This is a genomic window from Rhodoplanes sp. Z2-YC6860, from assembly GCF_001579845.1.
In the GTDB taxonomy this organism is placed as follows: domain Bacteria; phylum Pseudomonadota; class Alphaproteobacteria; order Rhizobiales; family Xanthobacteraceae; genus Z2-YC6860.
The window spans coordinates 545,306-569,755 of record NZ_CP007440.1 but is presented as its reverse complement, the minus strand read 5'-3'; the positions used below and the strand labels follow the sequence as shown (position 1 = coordinate 569,755).

The window sequence follows — 24,450 nt, the reverse complement described above, 5'->3', positions numbered from 1 at the left end:
TAAAAATTGAATCTGACAATCGGAGCCGCGCCAGTGCAGCACGGCCACCCTTCCCTGGAGGGGGAGGGTCGACCGCCGGAGCGAAGCGCAGGCAGGCGGGGTGGGGTGACCTTCTTCACTTCAAAGAGTCACCCTTCGCGTGGAGAGATCACCCAACCCGCGAGCTTCGCTCGCGACCCTCCCCCTCCAGGGGAGGGTGGGCACCGCCTCGCTACGGCGCCTTCGGGCCGACCTTGAGATACCAATCGAAAATCTGCTCGCCGGTCATGAACGCCACGTCGGACTTGCGACGGATGTTCTCGAAGATCTTGCGGAAATACTTCAGCCGGTGCGGTGCGCCCATGATGTAGGGATGCACCACAAGCGCCATCACGCGTGCGCTGTCTTCGGCATCCTCATAAATCTGCTCGAACTGATCCATCGCGCGGTCGTAATACTCCGACGCCTTGTGATGCTGGATCAGCATCATCGCCACGTCGTTGCACTCCTGCGTGTAGGGAATGTTGACGATCGGCTTGCCGCGCGTCTTCAGCCACACCGGCTGATCGTCCAGCACCCAGTCGGCGACGTAGTCGTAGCCGTCCTCCTTCAACAGGTCCGGCGTCTCCCAGGTCTCGGTGAGGCCCGGCCCGAGCCAGCCGCGCGGCAGCTTGCCGGTGGCCTTCTTGATCGCCTCCGTGGTCATGTGGATGTCGGCCTTCTCGTCCGGCACCTTCTGCATGTTGCGCTGGGTGAAGCCGTGGCCGATGAACTCCCACTTGCGATCCAGCGCGGCTTTGACGATCGGCGGATAGGCCTCGATGGCGCAGCCGTTGATCGCGAGCACGCCGGGGATGGCGAACTCGTCGAACACCTTGATGAAGCGCCAGAAGCCGACGCGGTTGCCGTATTCGTGCCAGCACCAGTTCGGGATGTCCGGCACAGGCGCGCCGCCGGCCGGCGGCGTCAGCACGGTGCGCGGCATGGTGTCCTTGGGGTCCCAATCCTCGACGTTGACGATCACCCAGATCGCCATGCGCGCCCCGCCGGGAAGCTTGAGCTTCGGCCGGTCGGTGATCGCCGAATAGGCGATGCGATCCGTCGGCAGCATGCGCTGGCCGGATTTGGCGGCTGTGTCGTTCATGGCGGTATTTCCCTTCATCACAAAATCGGCCGCGGATGCTGGCACAGGGCTGGGACCTCGCCAACACTGCGGAACAGCGCCCTGCAAGGGTCCAATGCGTTTAAAGACCATCGCGCCGACCCAATTTCCATTAGGGTGCGCCGCCAACGGGACCTTGCCGGGTCCGAGAGTGTCCTGATCCATGAACCGACCGATTTCGCCGGGCGAGGTCCAGACCTCGCCTCCTCTCTGGGCCGTGCTGCCGCTGCTCTGGCTCGCCGGAAACGCAATCCGGATTCCGATGATCGCAATCCCGCCGGTCATCCCGCTGATTCACGACGACCTGCACATGAGCGAGACCCAGGTCGGCATCCTGATGGGCCTGCCGCTCGGCATGTTCGCGCTCGCCGCCGTGCCGGGCTCACTCCTGATTGCGCGCTTCGGTGTGGTTGCGGTGGCGACGACGGGTCTCGCCATCGCCACGCTCGCCGCGGGCGCGCGGAGTGCCGCGACCACGGTGTGGATGCTTTATGCGGCGACGCTCGTGATGGGCATCGGCATCTCGATCTACCAGCCCTGCATGTCGACCCTGACCCGGCTGTGGGCCCCGACGCGCGCCTGGCTCGCCAATGCGGTCTCGACCAACGGCATGGTGATGGGCATCACGCTGGTGTCGGGGCTGACGACGCCGCTCGTGCTGCCACTCGTCGGCGGAAGCTGGCGGAGCGATCTCGTGGTGTGGTGCATCCCCGGGCTTCTCGCCGCCCTGCTGTTCCTTGTCATTGCTGTGCGCGGCCACCGCGGCCCCGCCGCTGCCGAAGGCATGCCGCGGAGCGGCTGGCCCAACTGGCGCAGCGGGCAGCTTTGGATCCTCGGCATCGCACTCGGCACCAACAACGCGTTGTTCTTCGCCGCCAACGCCTTCGTGCCGGATTATCTGTCGGTCACGGGCCGCGGTGCCATGATCGGCACCGTGCTCGCCTGGATGAACGGCTCGCAACTGATCGGCTCGTTCATGATGCTGATGGTGCCGGAGCGCCTGCAACGCCAGAGCTGGCCCTTCACGGTGTTCGGACCGATCACGCTGCTGGCGCTCATCGGCCTCGTGACGTGCGACGGCACGTGGCTGATCGTGATGGCCATCATCACCGGCATCGGCGCCGCCATCACCTTCGTCGTGACCTTCGGCCTGCCGGCGCTTCTGGCCAAGCCGGGCGAGGTGCACCGCATGGCTGGCGGCATGTTCACCATCAGCTATGGTTTCGCCGTCACGATCCCGGTGATCTGCGGCGCATTCTGGGATCTGACCGGCGTGCCCTGGACCTCGTTCGTGCCGATTGCGCTCTGTTCGGTCATCATGACGGTGTTCGGCACGATGCTGACAAGATCGGCTGCGCAGCAGAGGTGAGGACAAACGATGCAACCCAATCTGGCCTGGGCCATTCTCGTGATCGCGGGCCTCCTCGAGGTCGGCTGGGCGATCGGCCTGAAATACACCGAAGGTTTCACACGCCTGGTCCCTTCCGCGCTGACACTGGGCGCGATGCTGGCAAGCATCGTGCTGCTCGGGCTCGCGCTGAAGGCGCTGCCGGTCGGGACCGCTTATGCAGTGTGGACCGGAATCGGCGCGGTCGGCACCGCGGCCCTCGGCATCTATCTGTTCGGCGAGCCCGCGACCGCCGCGCGGCTCGCCTCCATCGGTTTGATCGTCGCCGGTATTGTCGGGCTCAAGCTCGTCACTTAAGACCTGTTGTGCGATCCGAGCCGCCGGGCTTACGCGCCTTGTCCAGAAATTTCAGGTGAAATTTGCCCCGCACGTTCGGATTGAGTGACGCCTCCATCGCCAAGCTCCTTCTGCTCGCGCTGAGCTTCTGCTGGGGGCTGAGCTGGTCGGCGATGCGGATCGCGCTCGACGAGGTGTCGCCCTGGGGCATGCGGCTGATCGGCTTCAGCATCGGCGCGGCGACGCTCCTGGTGCTGATCAAGGCCCAGGGCCGTTCGCTCGTCATTCCGCGCGGCCGCGATCGCCTGCATGTGATCGTCGCGGCGTTTTTCATCGTCGTGGCCTTCGGCGTGGCCGGCACGTTCGCGCAGCTGATGGCCAACACCTCGCGCGTCATCATCGTCAATTATTCGATGCCGGTCTGGAGCAGCGTGATGGCGTATTTCGTTCTGGGCGAGCGCATCAACCGCCAGGCCGCGATCGGGCTTGCGCTCTGCATCGCGGGGCTCGTGGTGCTGGTCTATCCGGTCGCCGAGCAATCGGTGCGCGAGCCCGTTGGATTGCTGCTGGCGCTGGTCTGCGCTCTCGGCTGGGGCGGCGGCACCGTCTACATGAAATGGGCGCGCATCAAAGGCGACCTGCTCGCCATTTCGTTCTGGCAGGTTGTGGTCGGCGTGGTGATCTTCGGCATCGCCTATCTGGTGTTCAACGGCCTGCCGCATTACGAGCCGCTGCATTGGCGCACCTGGGGCGGCCTCCTGTTCAACGGTGTGCTCGGCACCGGCATCGCGTATTTCATCTGGTTCAACATCATCGGCCGCCTGACCACCGTGATGGCGTCGCTCGGCTCGCTGATCAATCCGGTGGTCGGCGTGTTCGGCGCGATGATCCTGCTCGGCGACCGCCCGACGCTGTCCGACGCGATCGGCTTTGCTCTGATCTTCGGCGCCGCCGCCTGCGTGATGATCCCGAGCCGGCAAAAGCCTCCGGCGGAGGGGGACTCGGTCTGAAACGCGGTGGCGCGGCTGCATCGCCGCCGTTAGACTTCTCCAAAAATATCAGTAGATACCGGGAGGAGCGACATGGCTGGTCATCCCATCACGCGCCGCAACTTGCTGCTCGGCGCCGCCGCGCTCGGCGCCGCGCCTGCGTTCGCGCAGAGCAACTGGCCCGACCATCCGCTGCGCATGATCATCCCCTATCCGGCCGGCGGCTCGACCGACGTGCTGTTCCGCATCATGGCCGAAAGCCTGAAGGACAAGCTCGGCCAGACGCTGGTGATCGAGAACAAGCCCGGCGCTTCCGGCAACATTGGCATCGACCTCGTCGCGAAAAGCCCGCCGGACGGCTACACGGTCGGCGGCGCGACGGTCGGGCATTTCTCGATCAACCAGTTCCTGATCGCCAAGATGCCCTACGACGCCGAGAGGGATCTGGTGTCGCCGAGTCTCGCCTATGAACTGCCGAACGTCGCGGTGGTCGCGGCCAATCATGTGCAGGCCAAGACGCTGCAGGAGTTCATCGCCTTCGCCAAGGCGCGGCCGAACGGCATTTCCATCGGCAGTCCCGGTCCCGGCACGACGCCGCATCTGTCCGGCGTGCTGTTTGCGGCCCGCACCGGCGTCAATGCCATCCATGTGCCGTTTCGTGGCGCGGCGCAAACCATCCCGGCGATGCTCGCCGGCGACGTCACGTTCGCGGTCGACAATCTCGCCTCCTACATTCCGCAAATCGAATCCGGCGCGATGCGAGCGCTCGCCGTCACGTCGTCGCAACGCTGGCCGACGCTGCCCGACGTGCCGACCATGGCGGAGGCCGGCGTGCCTGATTTCGTCGTGACGTCATGGGGCGCCTACGTGCTGCCGACCGGCACACCTCAGGCCATCGTCGACAAGATCTCGGCCGCTCACAAATCCATCGCAAGCGACGAAGGGATGCAGAAACGTCTCCTGGCCGCGGGCGGCCGCGTGCTGTCCAGCACGCCCGCCGAGGCGAAGGCCTTTGCGGCGAAGGAAACCAAGATGTGGCGGGAGGTCGTGCGGCTCTCGGGGCTGACGCCGCAGTAGGAGCGCGGTTTCAAAAAAAGCTTTGCGGATCGACGTCGACCTCGAGCTTCAGCGTGCCTTTGGCCTTGGGCACCTCCGCCATCCATTGGCGGAGATAGGCCGAGAGATCGAAGTTGCGCGGCGATTTCACCAGCAATCGGAACCGATACCGGCCGCGCACCACGGCGAGCGGCGCTTCGGCAGGTCCGAGCACCCGCACGTCGTCGTGGATCGGCGACACAGCCGCGATCTTGCGCGCGAAGGCTTCCGTCTCGTGCTTGTCGGCGCCTGACACCAAGAGGCTTGCGAGCCGGCCGAACGGCGGATAGCCGGTCTTCTCACGCACCTCGATCTCGGCCGCGTAGAACGCCTCGCGGTCTTGCGCGATGAGCGCCCGCATCACCGGATGCTCGGGCTGATGCGTCTGCAAAAAGCCGTAGCCGCGGCCCTCCTCGCGGCCGGCGCGCCCGACGACCTGATGCAGGAGTTGGAACGAGCGCTCGCCAGCGCGCGGATCGCCGTTGGCGAGACCGAGATCGGCATCGACGATGCCGACCAGATTGAGCTTCGGGAAATGATGCCCTTTGGCGACGAGCTGCGTGCCGATGATGATATCGAAGCGGCCCTGCGCCACGTCATCGAGCTCTTGCCGCAACCGCTCCATCGATTCCACGAGATCGCTCGACAGGACGAGAATGCGTTTGTCGGGAAACAGCTCGGCGGCCTCGTGTTCGAGCCGTTCGACGCCGGGGCCAACCGCGACGAAGGTGCCTTTCGCTTCGCATTTCGGGCATTGCTCGGGCGGCGGCATCGAATAGCCGCAGTGATGGCAGACCAATCGCCGCTTGAAGCGGTGATCGACCAGCCAGGCATCGCAGTTCGGACACGCCATGCGATAGCCGCAGGCGTTGCACAGCGTCAGCGGCGCAAAGCCGCGGCGATTGAGAAACAGCAGCGCCTGCTCGCCCCTCTCAATGGCGAACTTCACCTGCTCGGCGAGTCTCGGCGAGATGAAGCGGCCGCGCGGCGGACCTTCGCGGCGAAGATCGATCGCTTCCACCGACGGCAGATGCTGTCCGCCGAAGCGCTCCGGCAGTTGCAGATGCGCGTAGCGGCCGCGCCGCGCGTTCACAACCGTCTCCACGGAGGGCGTCGCCGATGCGAGCACGATCGGAATCTTCACCTCGCGTGCCCGCACCACCGCCATGTCGCGGGCGTGATAGCGGACGCCATCCTCCTGCTTGTAGGCCGGATCGTGCTCCTCATCGATCACGATCAGCCCGAGATCGGCATAGGGCAGAAACAGCGCCGAGCGCGCGCCGACCACAACCGACACCTCGCCGGCCGCGACCGCGCTCCAGGTTCGCGCCCGCTTGCGCGGCGCAAGCTCGGAATGCCATTCCGCCGGACGAACGCCGAACCGCGCCGAGAAGCGATCGAGGAATTGCGCGGTGAGCGCAATCTCCGGCATCAGGATCAGAACCTGCTTTTTGTGGCGGAGCGCCTGCGCCACCGCCTCAAAATAAACCTCGGTCTTGCCCGAGCCCGTGACTCCGTCGACCAGCGCCACCGAGAAGCCACCCATATCGACCGAGGTTCGCAATGTATCGGCGGCCTTTCGCTGGATGTCGGAAAATTCCGGCACGGCAAAATCCGGATCTGGCTGGCGCGCCACCGGCTCGGGCGGCAGCACCAGCGTCTCGAGCGCGCCTTCGTCGACCAGCCCGTCGATCACGCCGGTCGAGACGCCCGCCTCATGCGCCGCCTCGCTCTTGGTGCGCACCAGGCCGTCCGCCAGCAACTGCAGCACGCGCATGCGCGCGGTGGTCATCCGTTTGGGCGCAGGTCCCGCGATTCGCACGCCGACCTTCTCGCGCGCCGGTCCGAGATCGTTGCCCATACGCAGGCACATGCGCAGCACCATGCCGCGCGGCGAGAGCGTGTAGCCCGACACCCAGTCGACGAACTTGCGCAATTCCGGCTTGAGCGGCGGGTAGTCGAGCTTCAGCTCGACGTCCTTCATCCGGTTGTGCAGGCCGGGCCGCACGTCGACATCATCGGCCCAGACCACGCCGATCGCCTCGCGGGCGCCGAGCGGCACCGTGACGATGTCACCCGGTGCCAGATCGAACTCCTTCGGCACACGATAGGAATAGGTCTGATCGAGGGCGACCGGCACCAGGATATCGACGAACGGCTTGGTGATCGGCGGCTTGGCCATAAATCCTCGGTCGGCGCATCCTCGTAGCGGCCGATTCGCGCACTTAACGAAGGCTTACGAAAGGGGTGAGATATATTCCGCCGTGTCAAGCACAAGACGGCCCAAAGCTTCGCCCGAGCCGGAATTGCGCGCCGCAGCGCCCGAGGTTGCGGCCGAAATGGTGCGCTGGCTTGCGCAACTTTCCAACGAGCGCCGCATGTCACCGAAGACGCTCGACGCTTATGGCCGCGACGTCCGGCAATTCCTGACCTTCATGGCGGAGCATCTGGGCGGCGCGCCGTCGCTCGCGAAGCTCGCCAAGCTCACGCCACAGGACGTGCGCGCCTTCATGGCGGCGCGGCGCGGCGATGACATCTCAAGCCGCTCGCTGATGCGGGCATTGGCCGGCGTGCGATCGTTCGCGCGCTTTCTCGAGCGGAACGGCAAGGGCCAGGTCGCTGCACTTGCTGCCGTGCGAGCTCCGAAGGTGCCGAAGACCCTGCCCAAGCCGCTGCACATCGCAGCCGCCAAGCAGGTGTCGGATGCCGACCTCCGTGCCGGCGAGGAGCGCGCGCCGTGGGTGCTGGCGCGCGACGCCGCGGTGCTGGCGCTGCTCTACGGCAGCGGGCTTCGCATCTCGGAGGCGTTAGGGCTCAAGCGCGGCGATGTCCCCGCACCGGGACGCGGCGACGCCATCACGGTGACCGGCAAAGGCAACAAGCAGCGCATGGTGCCGCTGCTGGCGCAAGTCACGCAGCTCATTGCCGATTACGTCGCGATCTGCCCCTATGATCTTCCGGCCGAAGGCCCGCTGTTCCTGGGCGCCCGCGGCGGGCCGCTGTCACCGCGCATCGTACAACTTGTCATGGAACGGTTGCGCGGCGCCCTTAGCCTGCCGGATTCGGCGACGCCGCACGCATTGCGGCATTCCTTTGCCACGCATCTCCTGGCGCGAGGCGGCGACCTTCGCGCCATCCAGGAATTGCTCGGCCATGCGTCGCTGTCGACGACGCAGATTTATACGGCTGTTGACACTGAGCGTCTGCTCGAAGTCTACCGCAGCGCCCATCCCCGGGCATGATAGACTGCGTCCTTGGAAATCCAGCGACGGGGGATGCCAGATGAGCGAAAGTGTGCATGCGGTGCAGCACCAGGTTGACCATCAGCTTGAGCATGACAGAGAGCACGGCGGCGGCGGCCACGCCGACACCGCGTCGCTGAACAAGCGCGTCGCGCTTCTGATCGCGGTGATCGCGCTGTTCCTCGCTTTCTCGGAGACGCTCGGCAAGAGCGCGCAGACCGCGGCGCTCAATCATCAGATCGAAGCGTCGAACCTCTGGAATTTCTTCCAGGCCAAATCGATTCGCCGCACGACGACGCTGGTCGCCGCCGAGCAGAGCAAGCTCGATCTGATCACCAGCGCCAATGACGAGCAGAAGGCCGCGATCTCCAAGCAGGTCGATGAGTGGAGCAAGACAGCGGCGCGCTATCGCTCCGAACCGGAGGCTGCGAACGGCAAGGGCGAAGGCACCGTCGAGCTGTCGCGCCGCGCCATCGAAGAGCAGCACGAACGCGACACCGCGCTCGCGCGCTATCACCATTACGAGGTCGCGTCGGCAGCGTTCCAGATCGGCATTGTGCTGGCGTCAGCGACGGTGATCACCGGCATCGTGGCGTTGAGCTTCCTGGCCGGCGGACTCGGCATCGTCGGCCTGGCGTTCATGGCGATCGGGCTGTTCGCGCCGCACGCCGTGCATCTGATGTGATGACGCTTACGCCGGCGAGTCAGCGCCGGCACGGACGCGATGCCGGATGCGCCAGAACAGGCGCATCGCGCGGCCTGCCCGCTGCGGCCGCACCAGATGCATCAAGCGGCGAATCCGGAGCTTGATCGGATCGACCAATTCGTGCGCGAAGGCGAGCCAGACCACGATGTGCTCGTAGAGCCAGCGAAACCAGGCCATCTGCAAAAGCTTCGGGCGCGTCGCCTCGAACACGAAGGCGGTGATGCCCAGGCCTGTGAGCTTGGCGAAGGTGAACACCAGACACGCTGACAAGAAGTAATGGTAGGCGATCAGCCAGACCGTCAAAATCTTGAGCGGAAACAGCAGCACCCCGGGGATCAAGAGCACCGCGAGCGCCAAGGGCGGCGGGATGGTTTCGATCCAGGCGCCGAGGCGCGCCTTCAGCTCGCGCAGCGGAATCCGCGCAACAAGCCACTCGACGACCGGTTCGAGATGACGCCAAAGCCATGCCTCGATCAGGAAGATGATCGCAAGCAAGACCAGCAGGGAGCGCGTCGCCAAGCGCATGGTAGGGAACTTAGATAGTGCCTGGGCCGGAAATAAGGCCCCGACAGCTCAGTACAAATACGGATATTTTGTCGCAGCGGGGACGTTCGAGGTTCAATAGCGGGCTCTTAACTGCGGACCCGGCCACCATCGACATTCAGGGTCTGCCCGGTGATGAAGGCCGCATCGTCGCTGGTGAGATAGGACACCGTGCCGACCAGATCCTCAGGCACCTCGACGCGCTTGATCGCCTGCATCCCGGCGGCGAAATTGAATTCGGCCTCCATGTCGCTCATGCCGGGCCTGGGCTTGCGCGCCAATGTGCCGGGCGACCGGGTCAGGCCCGGCGAGATCGCGTTCACAGTGATGCCATGGGCGCCAAGCTCGCTCGCCATGGCGCGGGTGAAGCCGACGATACCGGCCTTGCTCGACATGTAGTGGACGAAACCCGTCACCACCGAGCCGAGCGTGCTCGACGCCATGTTGACGATGCGGCCCCAGCCGCGCTGCTTCATGCCCGGGACGAAGGCCTTCGACATGAGAAAGCAGCTGTCGAGATTGATCGAGAGCACACGCCGCCAGTCCTCGAACGTCATGTCGTCGAACGCGCGCTGCGGGTAGATGCCGGCGCAGTTGATCAGGATGTCGCAACGGCCAAACTTCTTCTGCACGTCGGCGGCCATCGCGGCGATCGAATCCGGCGATGTCACATCGCACTGGCACGCCAGCGCCTGACGGCCGGCCGCTTCGATCATCTTCACGGTGTCCGCGCCGGGCGCGACGTCGGCGATAGCGACGTGGACGCCATCCTCGGCAAGACGTTTCGCAAAGGCCTGGCCGATGCCGTTCGCTCCACCGGTGATAACGGCGACCTTGTCCTTGTGGCCCTTGGCCATGGCGATGCTCTCCCTGTGTATGCATATTTGGGGAGCAGCATAACTTGCGCCGCTCAACAGGCACAGCCTCTCCCAGCCTCATGCTGAGGAGCCGCCCGGATAGGGCAACAACGGGGCCGCCTCGCCCTTCGAGACGCATTGCTTCGCAATGCTCCTCAGGGTGAGGCGGAGAGAGAATCGAGCTCGAGAGAAAACTGCGCTCAGAAATGAATCGCGCGCTTGGCGACCGCGAGCGCGGCTTCCTTCACGGCTTCAGGCAGCGTCGGATGGGCATGGCAGGTGCGCGCAATGTCTTCCGACGACGCGCCGAACTCCATCGCGATCGCGGCTTCGGCGATCATGTTGCCGGCGTCGGAACCCACGATATGCACGCCGAGCACGCGGTCGGTCTTGGCGTCGGCGAGAATTTTCACGAAGCCGTCGGTCTGCTGATTGGCCTTGGCGCGGCCGTTCGCGGTGAACGGAAATTTTCCGACATTGTAGGCGACGCCGGCTTCTTTCAGTTCCTCTTCGCCCTTGCCGACCGAAGCGATCTCCGGGAACGTGTAGACCACCGCCGGGATCACATCGTAGTTCACGTGGCCGGCCTTGCCCGCGATGATCTCGGCTGCGGCCATACCCTCGTCTTCGGCCTTGTGCGCCAGCATCGGGCCCGCGATCACGTCGCCGATGGCGTAGATGCCCGGCACACTGGTGGCAAAATGCGCGTCGGTGACGACGCGGCCGCGGTTGTCCTTCTTCACCCCCGCCTCGTCGAGGCCGAGCCCCTCGGTGAACGGCACGCGGCCGATCGCGACCAGCACCACGTCGGCGTCGAGAGTTTCCGCAGCACCGCCTTTGGCCGGCTCCACGCTGGCCTTGAGCGTTGCGCCCGACGAATTCACGCCGGTCACCTTGGAGCCGAGCTTGAACACGATGCCCTGCTTTTCCAGGAGGCGCTGCGACTGCCGCGCCACTTCGTTGTCCATGCCGGGCAGGATGCGATCCAGGAATTCAACGACTGTGACTTGCGCGCCAAGCCTGCGCCACACCGAGCCGAGCTCGAGTCCGATCACGCCGGCACCGACCACCAGAAGCTTGCCCGGCACCTTGGGCAGCGCGATCGCCTCGTCCGAGGTGACGATGCGCTTGCCGTCGGTGTCGACGCCGCGGAGCTTGGCGACGTCCGAGCCGGTGGCGATGACGATGCTCTTCGTCTCCAGCACCTGAGTCTTGCCGTCGGCGCCTTTGACCTCGACCTTGCCGGGGCCTGCGATCTTGCCGGTGCCGCGCACCGAATCGATCTTGTTCTTCTTGAGCAGATAGTCGACGCCCTTGACGTTGCCGTCGACTGCCTCGTCCTTGAACTTCAGCAGCGCCGGCAGATCGAGCTTCGGCGTGCCGACGCCGATGCCCATCTTGGCGAAGCTGTGGCCCGCCTCCTCGAACATCTCGGAGGCATGCAGCAGCGCCTTCGACGGGATGCAGCCGACGTTGAGGCAGGTGCCGCCGTGGGTGGCGCGCTTCTCAACGACAGTCACCTTCATGCCGAGCTGAGCCGCGCGGATCGCGCAGACATAGCCGCCCGGGCCGGTACCGATGACGATGAGATCGTAACTCATTTGTTTGCCTCAACGTATTGCCGAGATCGAACGATGCGAGCGATGCGAAACAGCGCGGCGGCGATGAGCGATGACAGTGTCACCGCCCCGCAGATTTCGATGACGCCTGCCATCAGAGCAGCCAGGCCGAGCGGCGGGCGGCCGGTCCATTCAATGACCCGGTAGATCAAAGCCGGAGCATCTGCGTGCCCCTCCGCATAGAGGGCCCAATACATGACCCAGAACGCGCCAGCGGTCAGAACCAGCCCAACGAGCCCGAGTGCGAACAGCCACCGACCGAGACGCAAGGAACGCATGACGGCACCGTCGCTTAAACGTCCATCACCAGCCGCGCCGGGTCTTCCAGCATGTCCTTGACCCGCACCAGGAAGGTCACGGCTTCACGGCCGTCGACGATGCGATGGTCATAGGACAGCGCCAGATACATCATCGGCCGCGCCTCGATCTTGCCGCCGACCACCATCGGCCGCTCCTGGATCTTGTGCATGCCGAGGATGCCGGACTGCGGCGCGTTGAGGATCGGCGTCGACATCAGCGAGCCATAGACGCCGCCGTTGGTGATCGTGAAGCTGCCGCCCTGCATCTCTTCGATCTTGAGCGCGCCGTCGCGTGCACGACGGCCGAAGTCGGAAATGTCCTTCTCGATCTGACCGAGCGATTTCTGATCGCAGTCGCGCACCACCGGCACGACGAGGCCCTTCTCGGTGCCGACCGCGATGCCGACGTGATAGTAGTTCTTGTAGATGAGGTCGCCGCCGTCGATCTCGGCATTGACGGCCGGGATATCCTTCAGCGCCTGCACGCAGGCCTTCACGAAGAAGCCCATGAAGCCGAGCTTCGTGCCGTGCCGCTTCTCGAACTGATCCTTGTAGTGGTTGCGGAGCTGCATAACCGCGGTCATGTCGACCTCGTTGAAGGTCGTCAGCATGGCGGCGGTGTTCTGCGCGTCCTTCAGGCGCCGCGCGATGGTCTGGCGGAGCCGCGTCATCTTCACGCGCTCCTCGCGGGCCGCATCGTCGGCGGGCGATGGCGCGCGAACCTGGATCGCTGCGGCGGGCTGAGCCACCGGCGTCGGCCGCGAGGCGGCGCGCTCGATCTCGGCCAGCATGTCGCCCTTGGTGACGCGGCCGTCCTTGCCGGAGCCTGAGACGCCCGCGGGATCGACGCCGGTCTCGGCCGCGATGCGGCGCACCGACGGCGCGATCGGCTTGTCGCCGGACGGCGCGGCGGCTGGAGCCGGAGCAGGCTTCGGCGGCTCGGCGGCCTTCGCCGCAGGCGCTGCGGCAGCAGCAGGCTTCGCCGCTGGCGCACCCGCGCCTTCCTTGATCTGGCCGAGCAGCGCGCCGACCGCGACGGTCTCGCCGTCCTTCACGGCGATGTCGGCGAGCACGCCCGCGGCGGGCGCCGGCACCTCGATGGTGACCTTGTCGGTCTCGAGCTCGACGAGCGGCTCATCGACCGCGACCGCCTCGCCCGGCTTCTTGAACCACTTGCCGATGGTCGCCTCGGTGACGGATTCACCGAGGGTGGGAACGCGAATTTCAGCCATAACTATTTTTCCTATGAACTCTCAGTGCGCCATCACCCTGAGGTGCGAGCCGCGCGGCGGCGAGCCTCGAAGGGCGACGGCGCCGCCATCCTGCGAGGCCTCGCTTCGCGCGGCCACCTCAGGATGACGGCAATTCTTTATCCCAGCGCCTCGTCGAGGAGCTGCTTCAACTGCGCCTGATGCTTCGACATCTGGCCGACCGCGGTCGCGGCCGAAGCCGGACGCGTCGCGTAGCGCGGCCGCCTCTGCTTGGCCTCGATCTGGTTCAGCACCCATTCGATGTAGTGCTCGACGAAGTGCCACGCGCCCATGTTGCGCGGCTCCTCCTGGCACCAGACGAACTCGGCCTGCTTGAAGCGGGCGAGCTCGGTGACCAGCGCCTTGGTCGGGAACGGATAGAGCTGTTCGACGCGCAGCAGATAGATGTCGTCAATGCCGCGCTTCTCGCGCTCCTCGTAGAGATCGTAATAGACCTTGCCGGTGCACATCACGACGCGGCGGATCTTGCTGTCCTCGACCAGCTTGATCTTCTCGTCCGGCAGCATTTGCGCATCGTCCCACAGCACGCGGTGGAACGTGGTGCCGGTGGCCATCTCATCGAGCCGCGATACCGCCCGCTTGTGACGGAGCAGCGACTTCGGCGTCATGAGGATCAGTGGCTTTCTGATCTCGCGCTTCAGCTGACGGCGCAGGATGTGGAAGTAGTTCGACGGCGTCGAGCAGTTGGCGACCTGCATGTTGTCCTCGGCGCACATCTGCAGATAGCGCTCGAGGCGCGCGGAGGAGTGCTCGGGCCCCTGGCCTTCATAGCCGTGCGGCAGCAGGCAGACGAGGCCCGACATGCGCAGCCACTTGCGTTCGCCCGACGAGATGAACTGATCGAACACCACCTGGGCGCCGTTGGCGAAATCGCCGAACTGCGCCTCCCACAGGGTGAGCGCATTGGGCTCGGCGAGCGAATAGCCGTATTCGAAGCCGAGCACGGCCTCCTCCGAGAGCATCGAGTTGATGACCTCGTAGCGCGCCTGCTTCTGGCCGATCTCGTTGAACGGCGTGTAGCGGTCCTCATTCTCCTGGTCGATCAGGACGGAGTGCCGCGACGAGAAGGTGCCGCGCTCGGAGTCCTGTCCGGACAGCCGCACCGGATGGCCGTCGAGCAGCAGCGAGCAGAAGGCCAGCGCCTCGGCGGTGGCCCAGTCGATGCCCTGCCCGGTTTCGATCGCCTTCTGGCGCGCGTCGAGGAAGCGCTGAATGGTGCGGTGGACGTGGAAGCCCTCCGGCACCTTGGTGATCTTGCTGCCGATGTCCTTCAAGGTCTCGACGGCGACGCCGGTGTTGCCACGGCGCGGATCGTCGCTGACGGACGCGGCGGCCTTCATCCCGGACCAGCGACCGTCCAGCCAGTCGGCGTGGTTGGCCTTGTAGCTCTGGCTCGCCTCCTGCTCGACGTCGAGCCGGGCGCGCCAGTCGGCGCGCATCTTCTCGACTTCGCCGTCGGTGACGACATTCTCGCCGACGAGGCGCTTGGCGTAGATGTCCAGCGTCGAAGGATGCGAGCGGATTGCCTTGTACATCACTGGCTGCGTGAATGCCGGCTCGTCGCCCTCGTTGTGGCCGAAGCGGCGGTAGCAGAACATGTCGACCACGACCGGCACCTGGAACTTCTGCCGGAATTCGGTCGCGACCTTGGCGGCGTAGACCACAGCTTCGGGATCGTCGCCGTTGGCGTGGAAGATCGGCGCCTCGATCATCTTGGCGACGTCGGACGGATACGGCGACGAACGCGAGAAGCGCGGATAGGTCGTGAAGCCGATCTGGTTGTTGACGATGAAATGCACCGAACCGCCGGTGCGATGGCCGCGCAGGCCCGAGAGGCCGAAGCATTCGGCGATCACGCCCTGGCCCGCGAACGCGGCGTCGCCGGAGATGAGCAGCGGCATCACCATGGTGCGGTCTTCGCGGCTCGCGCCGTGCTGATCCTGCTTGGCGCGGGTCTTGCCCAGCACCACCGGATTGACGATCTCGAGATGCGACGGGTTCGCGGTGAGCGACAGATGCACCTGGTTGCCGTCGAACTCACGGTCCGACGAGGCGCCGAGGTGATACTTCACGTCGCCCGAGCCTTCGACACTGTCCGGTGACGACGAGCCGCCCTTGAACTCATGGAAGATCGCGCGGTGCGGCTTGCCCATCACCTGGGCCAGCACGTTGAGCCGGCCGCGATGGGCCATGCCGATGACGATCTCTTTGACGCCAAGCGCGCCGCCGCGCTTGATGATCTGCTCCAGCGCCGGGATCATCGACTCGCCGCCGTCGAGGCCGAAGCGCTTGGTGCCGGTGAACTTGATATCGCAGAACTTCTCGAAGCCTTCAGCTTCGACCAGCTTGTTGAGGATCGCGCGCTTGCCCTCGCGGGTGAAGTTGATCTCCTTGTCGCGGCCCTCGATGCGCTCCTGCAGCCACGCCTTCTGCGCGGGATCGGAGATGTGCATGAACTCGACGCCTAGCGTCTGGCAGTAAGTGCGGCGCACGATGGCAAGGATTTCGCGCAGGTTGGCGAATTCCAGGCCGAGCACCTTGTCGATGAAGATCTTGCGGTCGAAGTCGGCTTCGGTGAACCCGTAGGAGCGCGGATCGAGCTCCTCTTCGCTCTTCTCGGGCTCAAGGCCGAGCGGATCGAGCTTGGCGTGGAAGTGGCCGCGGATGCGGTAGGCGCGGATCAGCATGAGCGCGCGGATCGAATCGCGCGTCGCCTGCTGCACGTCGGCGGCCGAAATCTCGACGCCCTTGCTCTGCGCCTTGGCCTTGACCTTGTCGCCGATGGTCTTCTCGACCTCGGCCCAGTCGCCGGTGAGAGCCGCGACCAGTTCGCCGTTGGCGTGGGTGATCGGCCGCTGCCACGAGGGACCGCTGGCGTTCTTGCGAACGTCCTCGCGCTCGTCCTTCAGACTCTCGAAGAAGGCGCGCCATTCGGCGTCGACCGACGCCGGATTGGCTTCATAGCGGGATTGGAGTTGTTCGACATAGGCGGCATTGCCGCCATAGAGAAATGACGTGCGGGCGAACGCCGCATTCGCATCTTGGCGTGACATCTTTTGACTTCCTCTACGAGGCACCTGCCCCGGCAAGAAGGCGCATAGGCAAGTGAACCCGCGACCCCCTTAAGCGACGTTATGGCTCAGATTTATGTCTGCTGAAAGGCTACAAAAGAGCTAATCCCTCAATCCTCCCCTGCCCTCGCGGCGCGCCTTCGGAGCCCTAAAACTAGGCCTTCTGTCGCGCTGGTTAAGGGACCCGGAATCAGCCCTTGAGGAGCTCGGCCAGCGTCCGCCCGAGCCTTGCGGGCGACGGAGATACCTTGATTCCGGCCGATTCCATTGCCGCAATTTTAGACGGCGCGTCGCCCTTGCCGCCCGCGATGATCGCGCCGGCATGGCCCATACGGCGGCCGGGAGGGGCAGTGCGGCCGGCGATGAAGCCGACCATCGGCTTCTTGCGGCCCTTCTTGGCCTCGTCCTTGAGGAATTGCGCGGCATCCTCCTCGGACGAGCCGCCGATTTCGCCGATCATGACGATGGCTTCGGTCTTGGGATCGGCCAGGAACAGCTCGAGCCCGTCGATGAAATCCATGCCCTTGACCGGGTCGCCGCCGATGCCGAGCGCCGTGGTCTGGCCCAGGCCCTCGGCGGTGGTCTGGAACACGGCCTCGTAGGTCAGGGTGCCGGAGCGCGACACGATGCCGACCTTGCCGGGCTTGAAGATCGAGGCCGGCATGATGCCGATCTTGCATTCGCCGGCCGTCATCACGCCCGGGCAGTTCGGCCCGATCAGCCGCGACTTGGAGCCCGACAGCGAACGCTTCACCTTGACCATGTCCTCGACCGGGATGCCCTCGGTGATGCAGACGATCAGCGGGATCTCGGCGTCGATCGCCTCGGCGATGGCATCGGCCGCGCCCGGGGGCGGCACGTAGATCACGCTGGCGTCGGCGCCGGTCTTGGCCTTGGCCTCGGCGACGGTGTCGAACACCGGCAGGCCCAGATGGGTCGAACCGCCTTTGCCCGGCGAGGTGCCGCCGACCATCTTGGTGCCGTAGGCGATGGCCTGCTCGGAGTGAAAGGTGCCATTCTTGCCGGTGAAGCCCTGGCAGATGACCTTGGTGTTCTTATTGACGAGGATCGGCATGGTCAGGCGGCCTTCTTCACGGCGGCGACAATCTTCTGCGCGGCGTCGTCGAGATCGTCGCCGGAGGTGACGTTCAGGCCGGACTCCTTGATGATCTTCTTGCCGAGCTCGACGTTGGTGCCTTCGAGGCGCACCACCAGCGGCACCTTGAGACCCACTTCCTTGACCGCGGCGACCACGCCTTCGGCGATCACGTCGCACTTCATGATGCCGCCGAAGATGTTGACCAGGATGCCCTTCACCTTCGGATCGGAGGTGATGATCTTGAACGCCGCCGCGACCTTGTCCTTCGAGGCGCTGCCGCCGACGTCCAGGAAGTTCGCGGGCTCCATGCCGTAGAGCTTGATGATGTCCATGGTGGCCATCGCGAGGCCCGCGCCGTTCACCATGCAGCCGATCGAGCCGTCGAGCGCGACGTAGTTGAGATCGTATTTCGAGGCCTCGATCTCCTTCGGGTCCTCTTCGGTCTCGTCGCGCAGCGCCACCACGTCGGGGTGGCGGAACAGCGCGTTGTCGTCGAAGCCCACTTTCGCGTCGAGGCAGATCAGCTTCTTGTCCTTGGTGACCACCAGCGGGTTCACCTCGAGCAGGGCCATGTCCTTCTCGGTAAACGCCTTGTAGAGCTTGGTGATCAGCGAACTCGCCTGCTTCTGCAGATCGGCGTCGAGGCCGAGCGCCTTGGAGATGGTCCGCACGTGATGCGGACAGATGTTGGTCGCGACATCGATCGGCACGGTGATGATCTTGTCCGGCGTATCGTGCGCGACCTGCTCGATGTCCATGCCGCCTTCGGTGGACACCACGATGGCGACGCGCGCGCGGGCGCGATCGACCAGCATCGACAGGTAGAACTCCTTGTCGATGGCGGAGCCTTCCTCGATGTAGAGGCGGTTGACCTGCTTGCCCTTGGGCCCGGTCTGATGCGTGACCAGAGTCGAGCCCAAAAGCCGCGTGGCCTCCTTCTTCACGTCGTCGACCGATTTCACGACCTTGACGCCGCCGGCCTTGCCGCGGCCGCCGGCGTGGATCTGGGCCTTCACCACCCAGACCGGCCCACCGAGTTCGTTGGCGCCTTTGACGGCCTCATCGACGCTGAAGGCCGGAATGCCGCGCGGCACCGGCACGCCGAATTCGCGCAGCACGGCTTTGGCCTGGTACTCGTGGATGTTCATGCTGCGGTGACCCCGGTGTCTCGTTCGATAAAGACGCCATCGCCCGCTTTCGCGGGCGATGGCAACCGTTGTTACTTCTTGCCGAGATCCGGCGCGATCTTCTGGCAGGCATCGACCAGCGCCTTCACGGCATTGGCCGACTTATCGAACTCGCTGCGCTCCGAACCGGTGAGATCGAGCTCGACGATGCGCTCGACGCCCTTGGCGCCGATCACCACCGGCACGCCGACGTAGAGATTCTTGATGCCGTACTCGCCGTTGAGCCACGCGGCGCAGGGCAGCACGCGCTTCTTGTCGAGCAGGTAGCTCTCCGCCATCGCGATGGCCGACGAAGCCGGCGCGTAGAACGCCGAGCCGGTCTTGAGCAGATTGACGATCTCGGCGCCGCCGTTGCGGGTGCGGTTGAAGATTTCCTCGACGCGGGCCTGAGTGGTCCAGCCCATGCGAATGAGATCGGGCAGCGGAATGCCGGCGACCGTCGAATACCGCGCCATCGGCACCATGGTGTCGCCGTGACCGCCGAGCACGAAGGCCGAGACGTCTTCCACCGACACGTTGAACTCGTCGGCCAGGAAGTAACGCAGCCGCGCCGAGTCGAGCACGCCGGCCATGCCGACCACCATGTTGCGCGGCAGGCCCGAGGCCTTCTGCAGCGCCCAGACCATGGCGTCGAGCGGGTTGGTGATGCAGATGACGAAGGCGTTGGGCGCGTACTTTTTCAAACCGGCGCCGACCTGGTCCATCACCTTGAGATTGATGCCGAGAAGATCGTCGCGGCTCATGCCCGGCTTGCGCGGCACACCGGCGGTGACGATGCAGACGTCGGCGCCTTCCATCGCCTCATAGGCGTTGGTGCCTACCATCTTGGAGTCGAAGCCTTCGACCGGCGACGACTGGACGAGATCGAGCGATTTGCCCTGGGGAATGCCTTCGGCGATGTCGAACAGCACGACGTCGCCAAGCTGCTTCAGTCCGATGAGGTGCGCGAGCGTGCCGCCAATTTGGCCTGCGCCGATCAACGCAATCTTGTTACGCGCCATAGAGAGAATCCTTTGGGAGAGACCGCTGGGAACTGGGGGTCGCGCGGTGGTTAACTTTTTCGGCGGGGGCGTTCAAGTGACCTCCCGCGAGTAGCCGCTGGCAGGCCATCATGCCATCTGTAATACATTATACCAGACCCACCGAGCAAAATTCGTCGCCGCAATGCGTCATATTCCTCACATGCATTGCAGTGCAATAGGCGATCGATGAGAAATGCTTTCCCGATGCGATTCCCGGTCAAGCGCCACGGGCGCTCGGAGGCCGAACCGCGCCGGCTGCTGTGCTAACAATTACAGTGAGTGCCGTTGCCATCCCGCCGTGGGGAGCCTTGTGATGATTGACGCGCGGACCAAAGCCGGAATGATCGTCGCGGCGGCGTTGCTGTCATCGTGCGGACAAGGCAACGAATACAAAGAGCCGCCGCCGCCGAAAGTCACGGTGGCGCAGCCGGCACAACAACCGGTCACACGCTATCTCGAAGTCAACGGCAACACCGCGGCGGTGAACTCCACCGATCTCGTCGCGCGCGTCGCCGGCTTCGTCGACAAGATCAACCAGCAGGACGGCACCGCGGTCACCAAAGGCACCTTGCTTTTCACGATCGAGCCCGAGCCATATCGGATCAAACTCGATCAGGCCAAGGCCGCAGAGGCCGGCGCAGAGGCCAGCCTCAAGGACGCGGAGGCCACCTTCCAGCGCAAAGCCGATCTCCTGGGAAGGCAAACCGCTTCCAAGGCGGACTACGATCAGGCGCTCGCAGCGCGCGACTCGGCACAAGCCACTCTCGACCAGGCCAAGGCCAACACTAGGCTGGCGCAGACCAATCTCGACTACACGCAGGTGACCGCGCCATTCGACGGCATCGTCACGGCGCGGCAGGTGTCGATCGGGCAATATGTCGGCGGCAGCGCGACCCCCACGGTGCTCGCCTCGATCGTTCAAGCCGAGCCGATCTACACGAACTTCAACATCAGCGAACAGGACGTGCAGCGCGTGCGCACCGAAATGCGCCGTCGCGGGATCGCGCCGTCCGACATTCGAAAAGTCCCGGCTGAAATCGGCCTGCAGACCGAGACCGGCTATCCGCACCGCGGCACGCTCGACTACGCCGCACCGAACGTCGATCCGTCGACCGGCACACTCGCGGTCCGCGCCATCTTTGAGAACACCGATCGGGTGCTGCTGCCCGGCTACTTCGTGCGCGTTCGGGTTCCGCTGGGCGAGCCCAAGACCTCTCTGCTGGTGCCTGACGTCGCACTCGGCAGCGACCAGGGCGGCCGCTATCTGCTCGTCGTCAACAAGGACAACGTTGTCGAGCAGCGCAAGGTCGAGCTCGGGCCGCAGGTCGACACGCTGCGCGTGATCGACAGCGGGATATCGGCCGACGACCGGGTCGTGGTGGGCGGGCTCCTTCGCGCCATTCCGGGGCAGAAGGTCGATCCACAGACGCAGACCGCGTCGGCGGCGCCCGCATCCAGCAACGCGCGCTGAGGCGCCGGCCATGATCTCGAAATTCTTCATCGAACGGCCGGTCCTCGCCAACGTGCTGGCGATCCTGATGGTGGTGATCGGGCTTGTTTCGCTCTACCGCCTGCCGGTCGCGCAATATCCAGACATCGTGCCGCCGACCGTGCAGGTCACCACACGCTATCCCGGCGCCAGCGCCCGCACCGTGATCGACACCGTCGCATTGCCGATCGAGCAGCAGGTCAACGGCGTCGAGGGCATGATCTACATGCAGTCCTATGCCGCCTCCGACGGCAGCTACTCCCTGACCGTGACGTTCGGCGTCGGCACCGACCTGAACTTCGCGCAGGTGCTGGTGCAGAACCGCGTGTCGAGCGCGCTGTCGTCCCTGCCGCAGTCAGTGCAGGTGCAGGGCGTCACGGTGCAAAAGAAGTCGACCGCGATCCTGCAAATCGTGACGCTGACCTCGCCCGATCGGCGCTACGACAATCTCTATCTGTCGAACTTCGCCACCATCCGCCTCAAGGACGAGATCGCGCGCCTGCCGGGCGTCGGCAGCGTCACCGTGTTCGGCGCCGGACAATATTCGATGCGCATCTGGCTCGATCCGAACAAGATGCAGGTGCGCAAGCTGACCACGCAGGACGTCATCCAGGCGCTGCAGCAGCAGAGTGCACAGGTCGCATCGGGCCAGATCGGCGCGCCGCCCGCGCCGGAAAACCAGTCGTTCCAATACACGCTCAATGTGCTCGGCCGCCTCGACGATCCGGAGCAGTTCGCCAATGTGGTGGTGAAGACCGGCAATGCCGGCGAGATCACCCGTGTCCGCGACATCGGCCGGGTCGAGCTTGGGGCGCAGACCTATTCGCAGATCTTCGCTGAGGACGGAAAGCCCGCGGCAGGGATTGCGATCTTTCTCGCGCCGGGCGCCAACGCGCTCAATGTCGCGAACGAAGTGCAGACCCGGATGAAGGCGCTAGCCGCGGAATTTCCGCAAGGGCTCACTTATGGCGTGCCGTTCGACACAACGACCTTCGTCGGCGAGGCGGTGAAGGAGGTCTACAAGACGCTGTTCGAGGCCGGAATCCTGGTGCTGATCGTGATCATGGTGTTCCTGCAGGACTGGCGCGCCATGCTGATCCCGGCCACCACAGTGCCGGTGACGATCATCGGCGCCTTTGCGGCGATGGCCGCGATGGGGTTCACGGTCAATCTCTCGACATTGTTTGCGATCGTGCTCGCGATCGGCATCGTGGTCGACGACGCGATCGTCGTGGTCGAAGGCGCGGCCCACAATATCGAACAGGGCATGAGCGGCCATGATGCGGCGATCCGGGCCATGGACCAGCTGTTCGGCCCGATCATCGGCATCACGCTGGTGTTGATGTCGGTGTTCATTCCGGCCGCCTTCCTGCCGGGACTCACCGGCAAGATGTATGCGCAGTTCGCCCTCGTCATCGCCGCGACCGCTGTGCTCAGCGCCGTCAATGCGGCGACGCTGAAGCCGACGCAAAGCGCCATGTGGCTGCGGCGGCCGAAGCCGCCCGAGCAGCGCAACGTCTTCTATCGCGGGTTCAACTCGGTCTATGGGCGCCTCGAAAACCGCTACGCCGGCGTCATCACCTGGATGGCGGCCCGCAGCGGGCTGATGGTCGCCATCGCGCTTGTTGTGATCGCGCTCTCGGGCTACGGCTTCACGCGCCTCGCCACGGGCTTCCTGCCCACCGAAGACCAGGGCTATCTGCTGGCGAGCGTGCAGTTGCCTGACGGCGCGTCGCTCGAACGCACCCAGAAGGTGCTCGACAAGGTCACTGAGATTTCCAAAAAAACGCCCGGCGTCGAGCGGGTCATCACCATTGCGGGCGTGTCTGCGCTCGACAACAGCGCACCGCTCGCCAATGGCGGCGTCGCCTATATCATCCTCAAGCCCTGGAGCGAACGCGGCAAGGACGAAGGCTTGCTGCCGCTGTTCCTCGGCCTCAACAAGTCGCTCGGAGAGATCGACGAGGCGCGCATCCTGGTGATCCCGCCGCCGCCCATCCAGGGCGTCGGCAACGCGGCGGGCGTCACCATGCAACTCGAATTGCGCGACGGCAGCTTCGATCTCAACAAGCTGCAGTCGGTTGTGACCTCGGTCGAATCCAACGCCGAAACCCAGTCGAGCATCCAGCGGGTGATGGCGCCGTTCCGCTCCAGCGTGCCGCAATACACCATCGATGTGGACCGCGTGAAAACCGAGACGCTGCATGTCTCGGTCGACCAGGTGTTCGCGGCGCTGACCGGCTATCTCGGCTCGGCCTACGTGGACCAGTTCAACAAGTTCGGCCGCACCTTCCAGATCTACATCCAGGCCGACGCGCAGTACCGGTTGCGGCTCGAGGATGTCCGCAATCTCACGGTGCGCAACCGCGACGGCCAGATGATCCCGATCGGCACCGTGATCGACATCAAGCCAGTCACGGCGCCGTCGCTGATCAGCCTCTACAATCTCTATCCGTCGGCGACGATGATCGCGCTGCCGGTGCAGGGCGTGTCGACCGGCCAGACCATAGACATCATGGAGCAACTTGCGGCGCGCACGCTGCCGCCCGGCGCGGGCTACGAATGGACCGCGATGTCGTACCAGGAGAAGCTGGTCGGCTCGCAGATGTTTGCGGTGTTCAGCCTGGCGCTGCTGCTGGTGTATCTCGTGCTCGCCGGACAATACGAGAGCTGGTACGCGCCGGTCTCGGTGATCCTCGCGGTGCCGCTCTCGCTGATCGGCCCGGTGTTGACGCTCTCGGCATTGAAGGTCGACAACAATCTCTATGTCCAGATCGGCCTCGTGCTGCTGATCGCGCTATCGGCCAAAAACGCGATCCTGATCGTCGAGGTGGCGCGCGAAATGCGCCACGAGGGCAAGGCCATCGTCGAGTCCGCGATCGATGCGGCGCGGGCGCGCTTCCGGCCGATCGTGATGACGTCGTTTGCTTTCATTCTCGGCGTGCTGCCGCTGGTGCTCGCGACCGGCGCCGGCGCCAGCGCGCGCAAATCGATCGGCATCACGGTGTTCACCGGCATGCTCGCATCGACCTGCCTCGCCGTGTTGTTCGTGCCGTCGTTCTTCGTGGTGGTGCAGCGTTTCGAGGAATGGCGCGCGGCAAGGAAGCGGCCGGCAGCGGACGCGACAACAGCCTAA

19 protein-coding genes are annotated in these 24,450 nt (G+C 65.0%); 8 read left to right on the top strand and 11 right to left on the bottom strand.

The window, feature by feature from the left end:
- Positions 1-211: 211 nt before the first annotated feature.
- Complete coding sequence (locus tag RHPLAN_RS02710; RefSeq protein WP_198164680.1) at positions 212-1,123, bottom strand: polysaccharide deacetylase family protein; 912 nt, start codon at positions 1,121-1,123, stop codon at positions 212-214.
- Between the two features lie 181 nt (positions 1,124-1,304).
- Between RHPLAN_RS02710 and RHPLAN_RS02705 the strand changes: the two genes are divergently transcribed.
- The 4 genes from RHPLAN_RS02705 (at position 1,305) to RHPLAN_RS02690 (ending at position 4,891) form a co-directional block, all read left to right on the top strand.
- Positions 1,305-2,510: an MFS transporter gene (locus RHPLAN_RS02705; protein WP_068013603.1), complete on the top strand. Its 1,206-nt coding sequence runs from the start codon at positions 1,305-1,307 to the stop codon at positions 2,508-2,510.
- Between the two features lie 21 nt (positions 2,511-2,531).
- Positions 2,532-2,846 carry a quaternary ammonium compound efflux SMR transporter SugE gene (gene sugE, locus RHPLAN_RS02700; RefSeq protein ID WP_068030452.1) on the top strand — a complete coding sequence of 105 codons (315 nt, stop codon included), beginning with the start codon at positions 2,532-2,534 and terminating at the stop codon, positions 2,844-2,846.
- An 80-nt stretch (positions 2,847-2,926) separates the two neighbouring features.
- Positions 2,927-3,835 (top strand): DMT family transporter, encoded by a 909-nt coding sequence (locus tag RHPLAN_RS02695; protein WP_068013601.1) that lies wholly within the window; start codon positions 2,927-2,929, stop codon positions 3,833-3,835.
- Between the two features lie 72 nt (positions 3,836-3,907).
- The gene (locus RHPLAN_RS02690; RefSeq protein WP_068013600.1) at positions 3,908-4,891 is read left to right on the top strand and encodes a Bug family tripartite tricarboxylate transporter substrate binding protein; all 984 of its coding nucleotides are present in this window, start codon (positions 3,908-3,910) and stop codon (positions 4,889-4,891) included.
- Positions 4,892-4,901: 10 nt separating this feature from the next.
- On the opposite strand, the gene RHPLAN_RS02685 is transcribed toward RHPLAN_RS02690, so the two are convergent.
- The gene (locus RHPLAN_RS02685; RefSeq protein ID WP_068013598.1) at positions 4,902-7,091 is read right to left on the bottom strand and encodes a primosomal protein N'; all 2,190 of its coding nucleotides are present in this window, start codon (positions 7,089-7,091) and stop codon (positions 4,902-4,904) included.
- Between the two features lie 82 nt (positions 7,092-7,173).
- Here RHPLAN_RS02685 and RHPLAN_RS02680 point away from each other — a divergent pair, with 82 nt between their 5' ends.
- Together RHPLAN_RS02680 and RHPLAN_RS02675 are read left to right on the top strand one after the other, a co-directional pair.
- On the top strand, positions 7,174-8,151 hold the full coding sequence (locus tag RHPLAN_RS02680; RefSeq protein WP_068013597.1) for a tyrosine recombinase XerC: 978 nt from the start codon (positions 7,174-7,176) through the stop codon (positions 8,149-8,151).
- A 40-nt stretch (positions 8,152-8,191) separates the two neighbouring features.
- A complete protein-coding gene (locus RHPLAN_RS02675) occupies positions 8,192-8,836 on the top strand; it encodes a DUF4337 domain-containing protein (protein ID WP_084244191.1) in 645 nt (214 codons plus the stop codon).
- A 6-nt stretch (positions 8,837-8,842) separates the two neighbouring features.
- On the opposite strand, the gene RHPLAN_RS02670 is transcribed toward RHPLAN_RS02675, so the two are convergent.
- The 9 genes from RHPLAN_RS02670 to mdh form a co-directional block, all read right to left on the bottom strand.
- Entirely contained in the window at positions 8,843-9,382 is a 540-nt protein-coding gene (locus RHPLAN_RS02670) for a hypothetical protein (RefSeq protein WP_068013594.1), read from the bottom strand.
- A 107-nt stretch (positions 9,383-9,489) separates the two neighbouring features.
- Positions 9,490-10,257, bottom strand: coding sequence for an SDR family NAD(P)-dependent oxidoreductase (locus tag RHPLAN_RS02665; RefSeq protein WP_068013592.1), 768 nt, complete (start codon positions 10,255-10,257; stop codon positions 9,490-9,492).
- A 200-nt stretch (positions 10,258-10,457) separates the two neighbouring features.
- Positions 10,458-11,858 carry a dihydrolipoyl dehydrogenase gene (gene lpdA / locus RHPLAN_RS02660; protein WP_068013591.1) on the bottom strand — a complete coding sequence of 467 codons (1,401 nt, stop codon included), beginning with the start codon at positions 11,856-11,858 and terminating at the stop codon, positions 10,458-10,460.
- Positions 11,855-12,073, bottom strand: coding sequence for a hypothetical protein (locus RHPLAN_RS02655; RefSeq protein ID WP_157100015.1), 219 nt, complete (start codon positions 12,071-12,073; stop codon positions 11,855-11,857). Before RHPLAN_RS02655 ends, lpdA begins: the two co-directional genes overlap by 4 nt.
- A 95-nt stretch (positions 12,074-12,168) precedes the next feature.
- A complete protein-coding gene (odhB, locus tag RHPLAN_RS02650; protein ID WP_068013587.1) occupies positions 12,169-13,407 on the bottom strand; it encodes a 2-oxoglutarate dehydrogenase complex dihydrolipoyllysine-residue succinyltransferase in 1,239 nt (412 codons plus the stop codon).
- A gap of 137 nt (positions 13,408-13,544) precedes the next feature.
- On the bottom strand, positions 13,545-16,499 hold the full coding sequence (locus RHPLAN_RS02645) for a 2-oxoglutarate dehydrogenase E1 component (protein ID WP_068013585.1): 2,955 nt from the start codon (positions 16,497-16,499) through the stop codon (positions 13,545-13,547).
- 208 nt (positions 16,500-16,707) lie between these two features.
- Positions 16,708-17,592, bottom strand: a complete 885-nt coding sequence (gene sucD, locus RHPLAN_RS02640) for a succinate--CoA ligase subunit alpha (protein ID WP_068013583.1) — start codon at positions 17,590-17,592, stop codon at positions 16,708-16,710.
- A gap of 2 nt (positions 17,593-17,594) precedes the next feature.
- Positions 17,595-18,764, bottom strand: a complete 1,170-nt coding sequence (sucC, locus tag RHPLAN_RS02635) for an ADP-forming succinate--CoA ligase subunit beta (protein ID WP_068013581.1) — start codon at positions 18,762-18,764, stop codon at positions 17,595-17,597.
- Positions 18,765-18,835: 71 nt separating this feature from the next.
- Positions 18,836-19,804, bottom strand: coding sequence for a malate dehydrogenase (gene mdh / locus RHPLAN_RS02630; protein WP_068013579.1), 969 nt, complete (start codon positions 19,802-19,804; stop codon positions 18,836-18,838).
- Positions 19,805-20,138: 334 nt separating this feature from the next.
- Between mdh and RHPLAN_RS02625 the strand changes: the two genes are divergently transcribed.
- Together RHPLAN_RS02625 and RHPLAN_RS02620 are read left to right on the top strand one after the other, a co-directional pair.
- Positions 20,139-21,296 carry an efflux RND transporter periplasmic adaptor subunit gene (locus RHPLAN_RS02625; protein WP_068013577.1) on the top strand — a complete coding sequence of 386 codons (1,158 nt, stop codon included), beginning with the start codon at positions 20,139-20,141 and terminating at the stop codon, positions 21,294-21,296.
- Positions 21,297-21,306: 10 nt separating this feature from the next.
- Positions 21,307-24,450, top strand: coding sequence for an efflux RND transporter permease subunit (locus tag RHPLAN_RS02620; RefSeq protein WP_068013574.1), 3,144 nt, complete (start codon positions 21,307-21,309; stop codon positions 24,448-24,450).

What these genes read in the sequence shown, in the direction of transcription:
- RHPLAN_RS02710 (WP_198164680.1), bottom strand. Translation starts at nt 1,123, where the DNA reads ATGAACGACACAGCCGCCAAATCCGGCCAGCGCATGCTGCCGACGGAT.
- RHPLAN_RS02705 (WP_068013603.1), top strand. Translation starts at nt 1,305, where the DNA reads ATGAACCGACCGATTTCGCCGGGCGAGGTCCAGACCTCGCCTCCTCTC.
- RHPLAN_RS02690 (WP_068013600.1), top strand. Translation starts at nt 3,908, where the DNA reads ATGGCTGGTCATCCCATCACGCGCCGCAACTTGCTGCTCGGCGCCGCC.
- RHPLAN_RS02685 (WP_068013598.1), bottom strand. Translation starts at nt 7,091, where the DNA reads ATGGCCAAGCCGCCGATCACCAAGCCGTTCGTCGATATCCTGGTGCCG.
- RHPLAN_RS02675 (WP_084244191.1), top strand. Translation starts at nt 8,192, where the DNA reads ATGAGCGAAAGTGTGCATGCGGTGCAGCACCAGGTTGACCATCAGCTT.
- RHPLAN_RS02670 (WP_068013594.1), bottom strand. Translation starts at nt 9,382, where the DNA reads ATGCGCTTGGCGACGCGCTCCCTGCTGGTCTTGCTTGCGATCATCTTC.
- RHPLAN_RS02665 (WP_068013592.1), bottom strand. Translation starts at nt 10,257, where the DNA reads ATGGCCAAGGGCCACAAGGACAAGGTCGCCGTTATCACCGGTGGAGCG.
- lpdA (WP_068013591.1), bottom strand. Translation starts at nt 11,858, where the DNA reads ATGAGTTACGATCTCATCGTCATCGGTACCGGCCCGGGCGGCTATGTC.
- RHPLAN_RS02655 (WP_157100015.1), bottom strand. Translation starts at nt 12,073, where the DNA reads ATGTATTGGGCCCTCTATGCGGAGGGGCACGCAGATGCTCCGGCTTTG.
- odhB (WP_068013587.1), bottom strand. Translation starts at nt 13,407, where the DNA reads ATGGCTGAAATTCGCGTTCCCACCCTCGGTGAATCCGTCACCGAGGCG.
- RHPLAN_RS02645 (WP_068013585.1), bottom strand. Translation starts at nt 16,499, where the DNA reads ATGTCACGCCAAGATGCGAATGCGGCGTTCGCCCGCACGTCATTTCTC.
- sucD (WP_068013583.1), bottom strand. Translation starts at nt 17,592, where the DNA reads ATGCCGATCCTCGTCAATAAGAACACCAAGGTCATCTGCCAGGGCTTC.
- sucC (WP_068013581.1), bottom strand. Translation starts at nt 18,764, where the DNA reads ATGAACATCCACGAGTACCAGGCCAAAGCCGTGCTGCGCGAATTCGGC.
- mdh (WP_068013579.1), bottom strand. Translation starts at nt 19,804, where the DNA reads ATGGCGCGTAACAAGATTGCGTTGATCGGCGCAGGCCAAATTGGCGGC.
- RHPLAN_RS02625 (WP_068013577.1), top strand. Translation starts at nt 20,139, where the DNA reads ATGATTGACGCGCGGACCAAAGCCGGAATGATCGTCGCGGCGGCGTTG.
- RHPLAN_RS02620 (WP_068013574.1), top strand. Translation starts at nt 21,307, where the DNA reads ATGATCTCGAAATTCTTCATCGAACGGCCGGTCCTCGCCAACGTGCTG.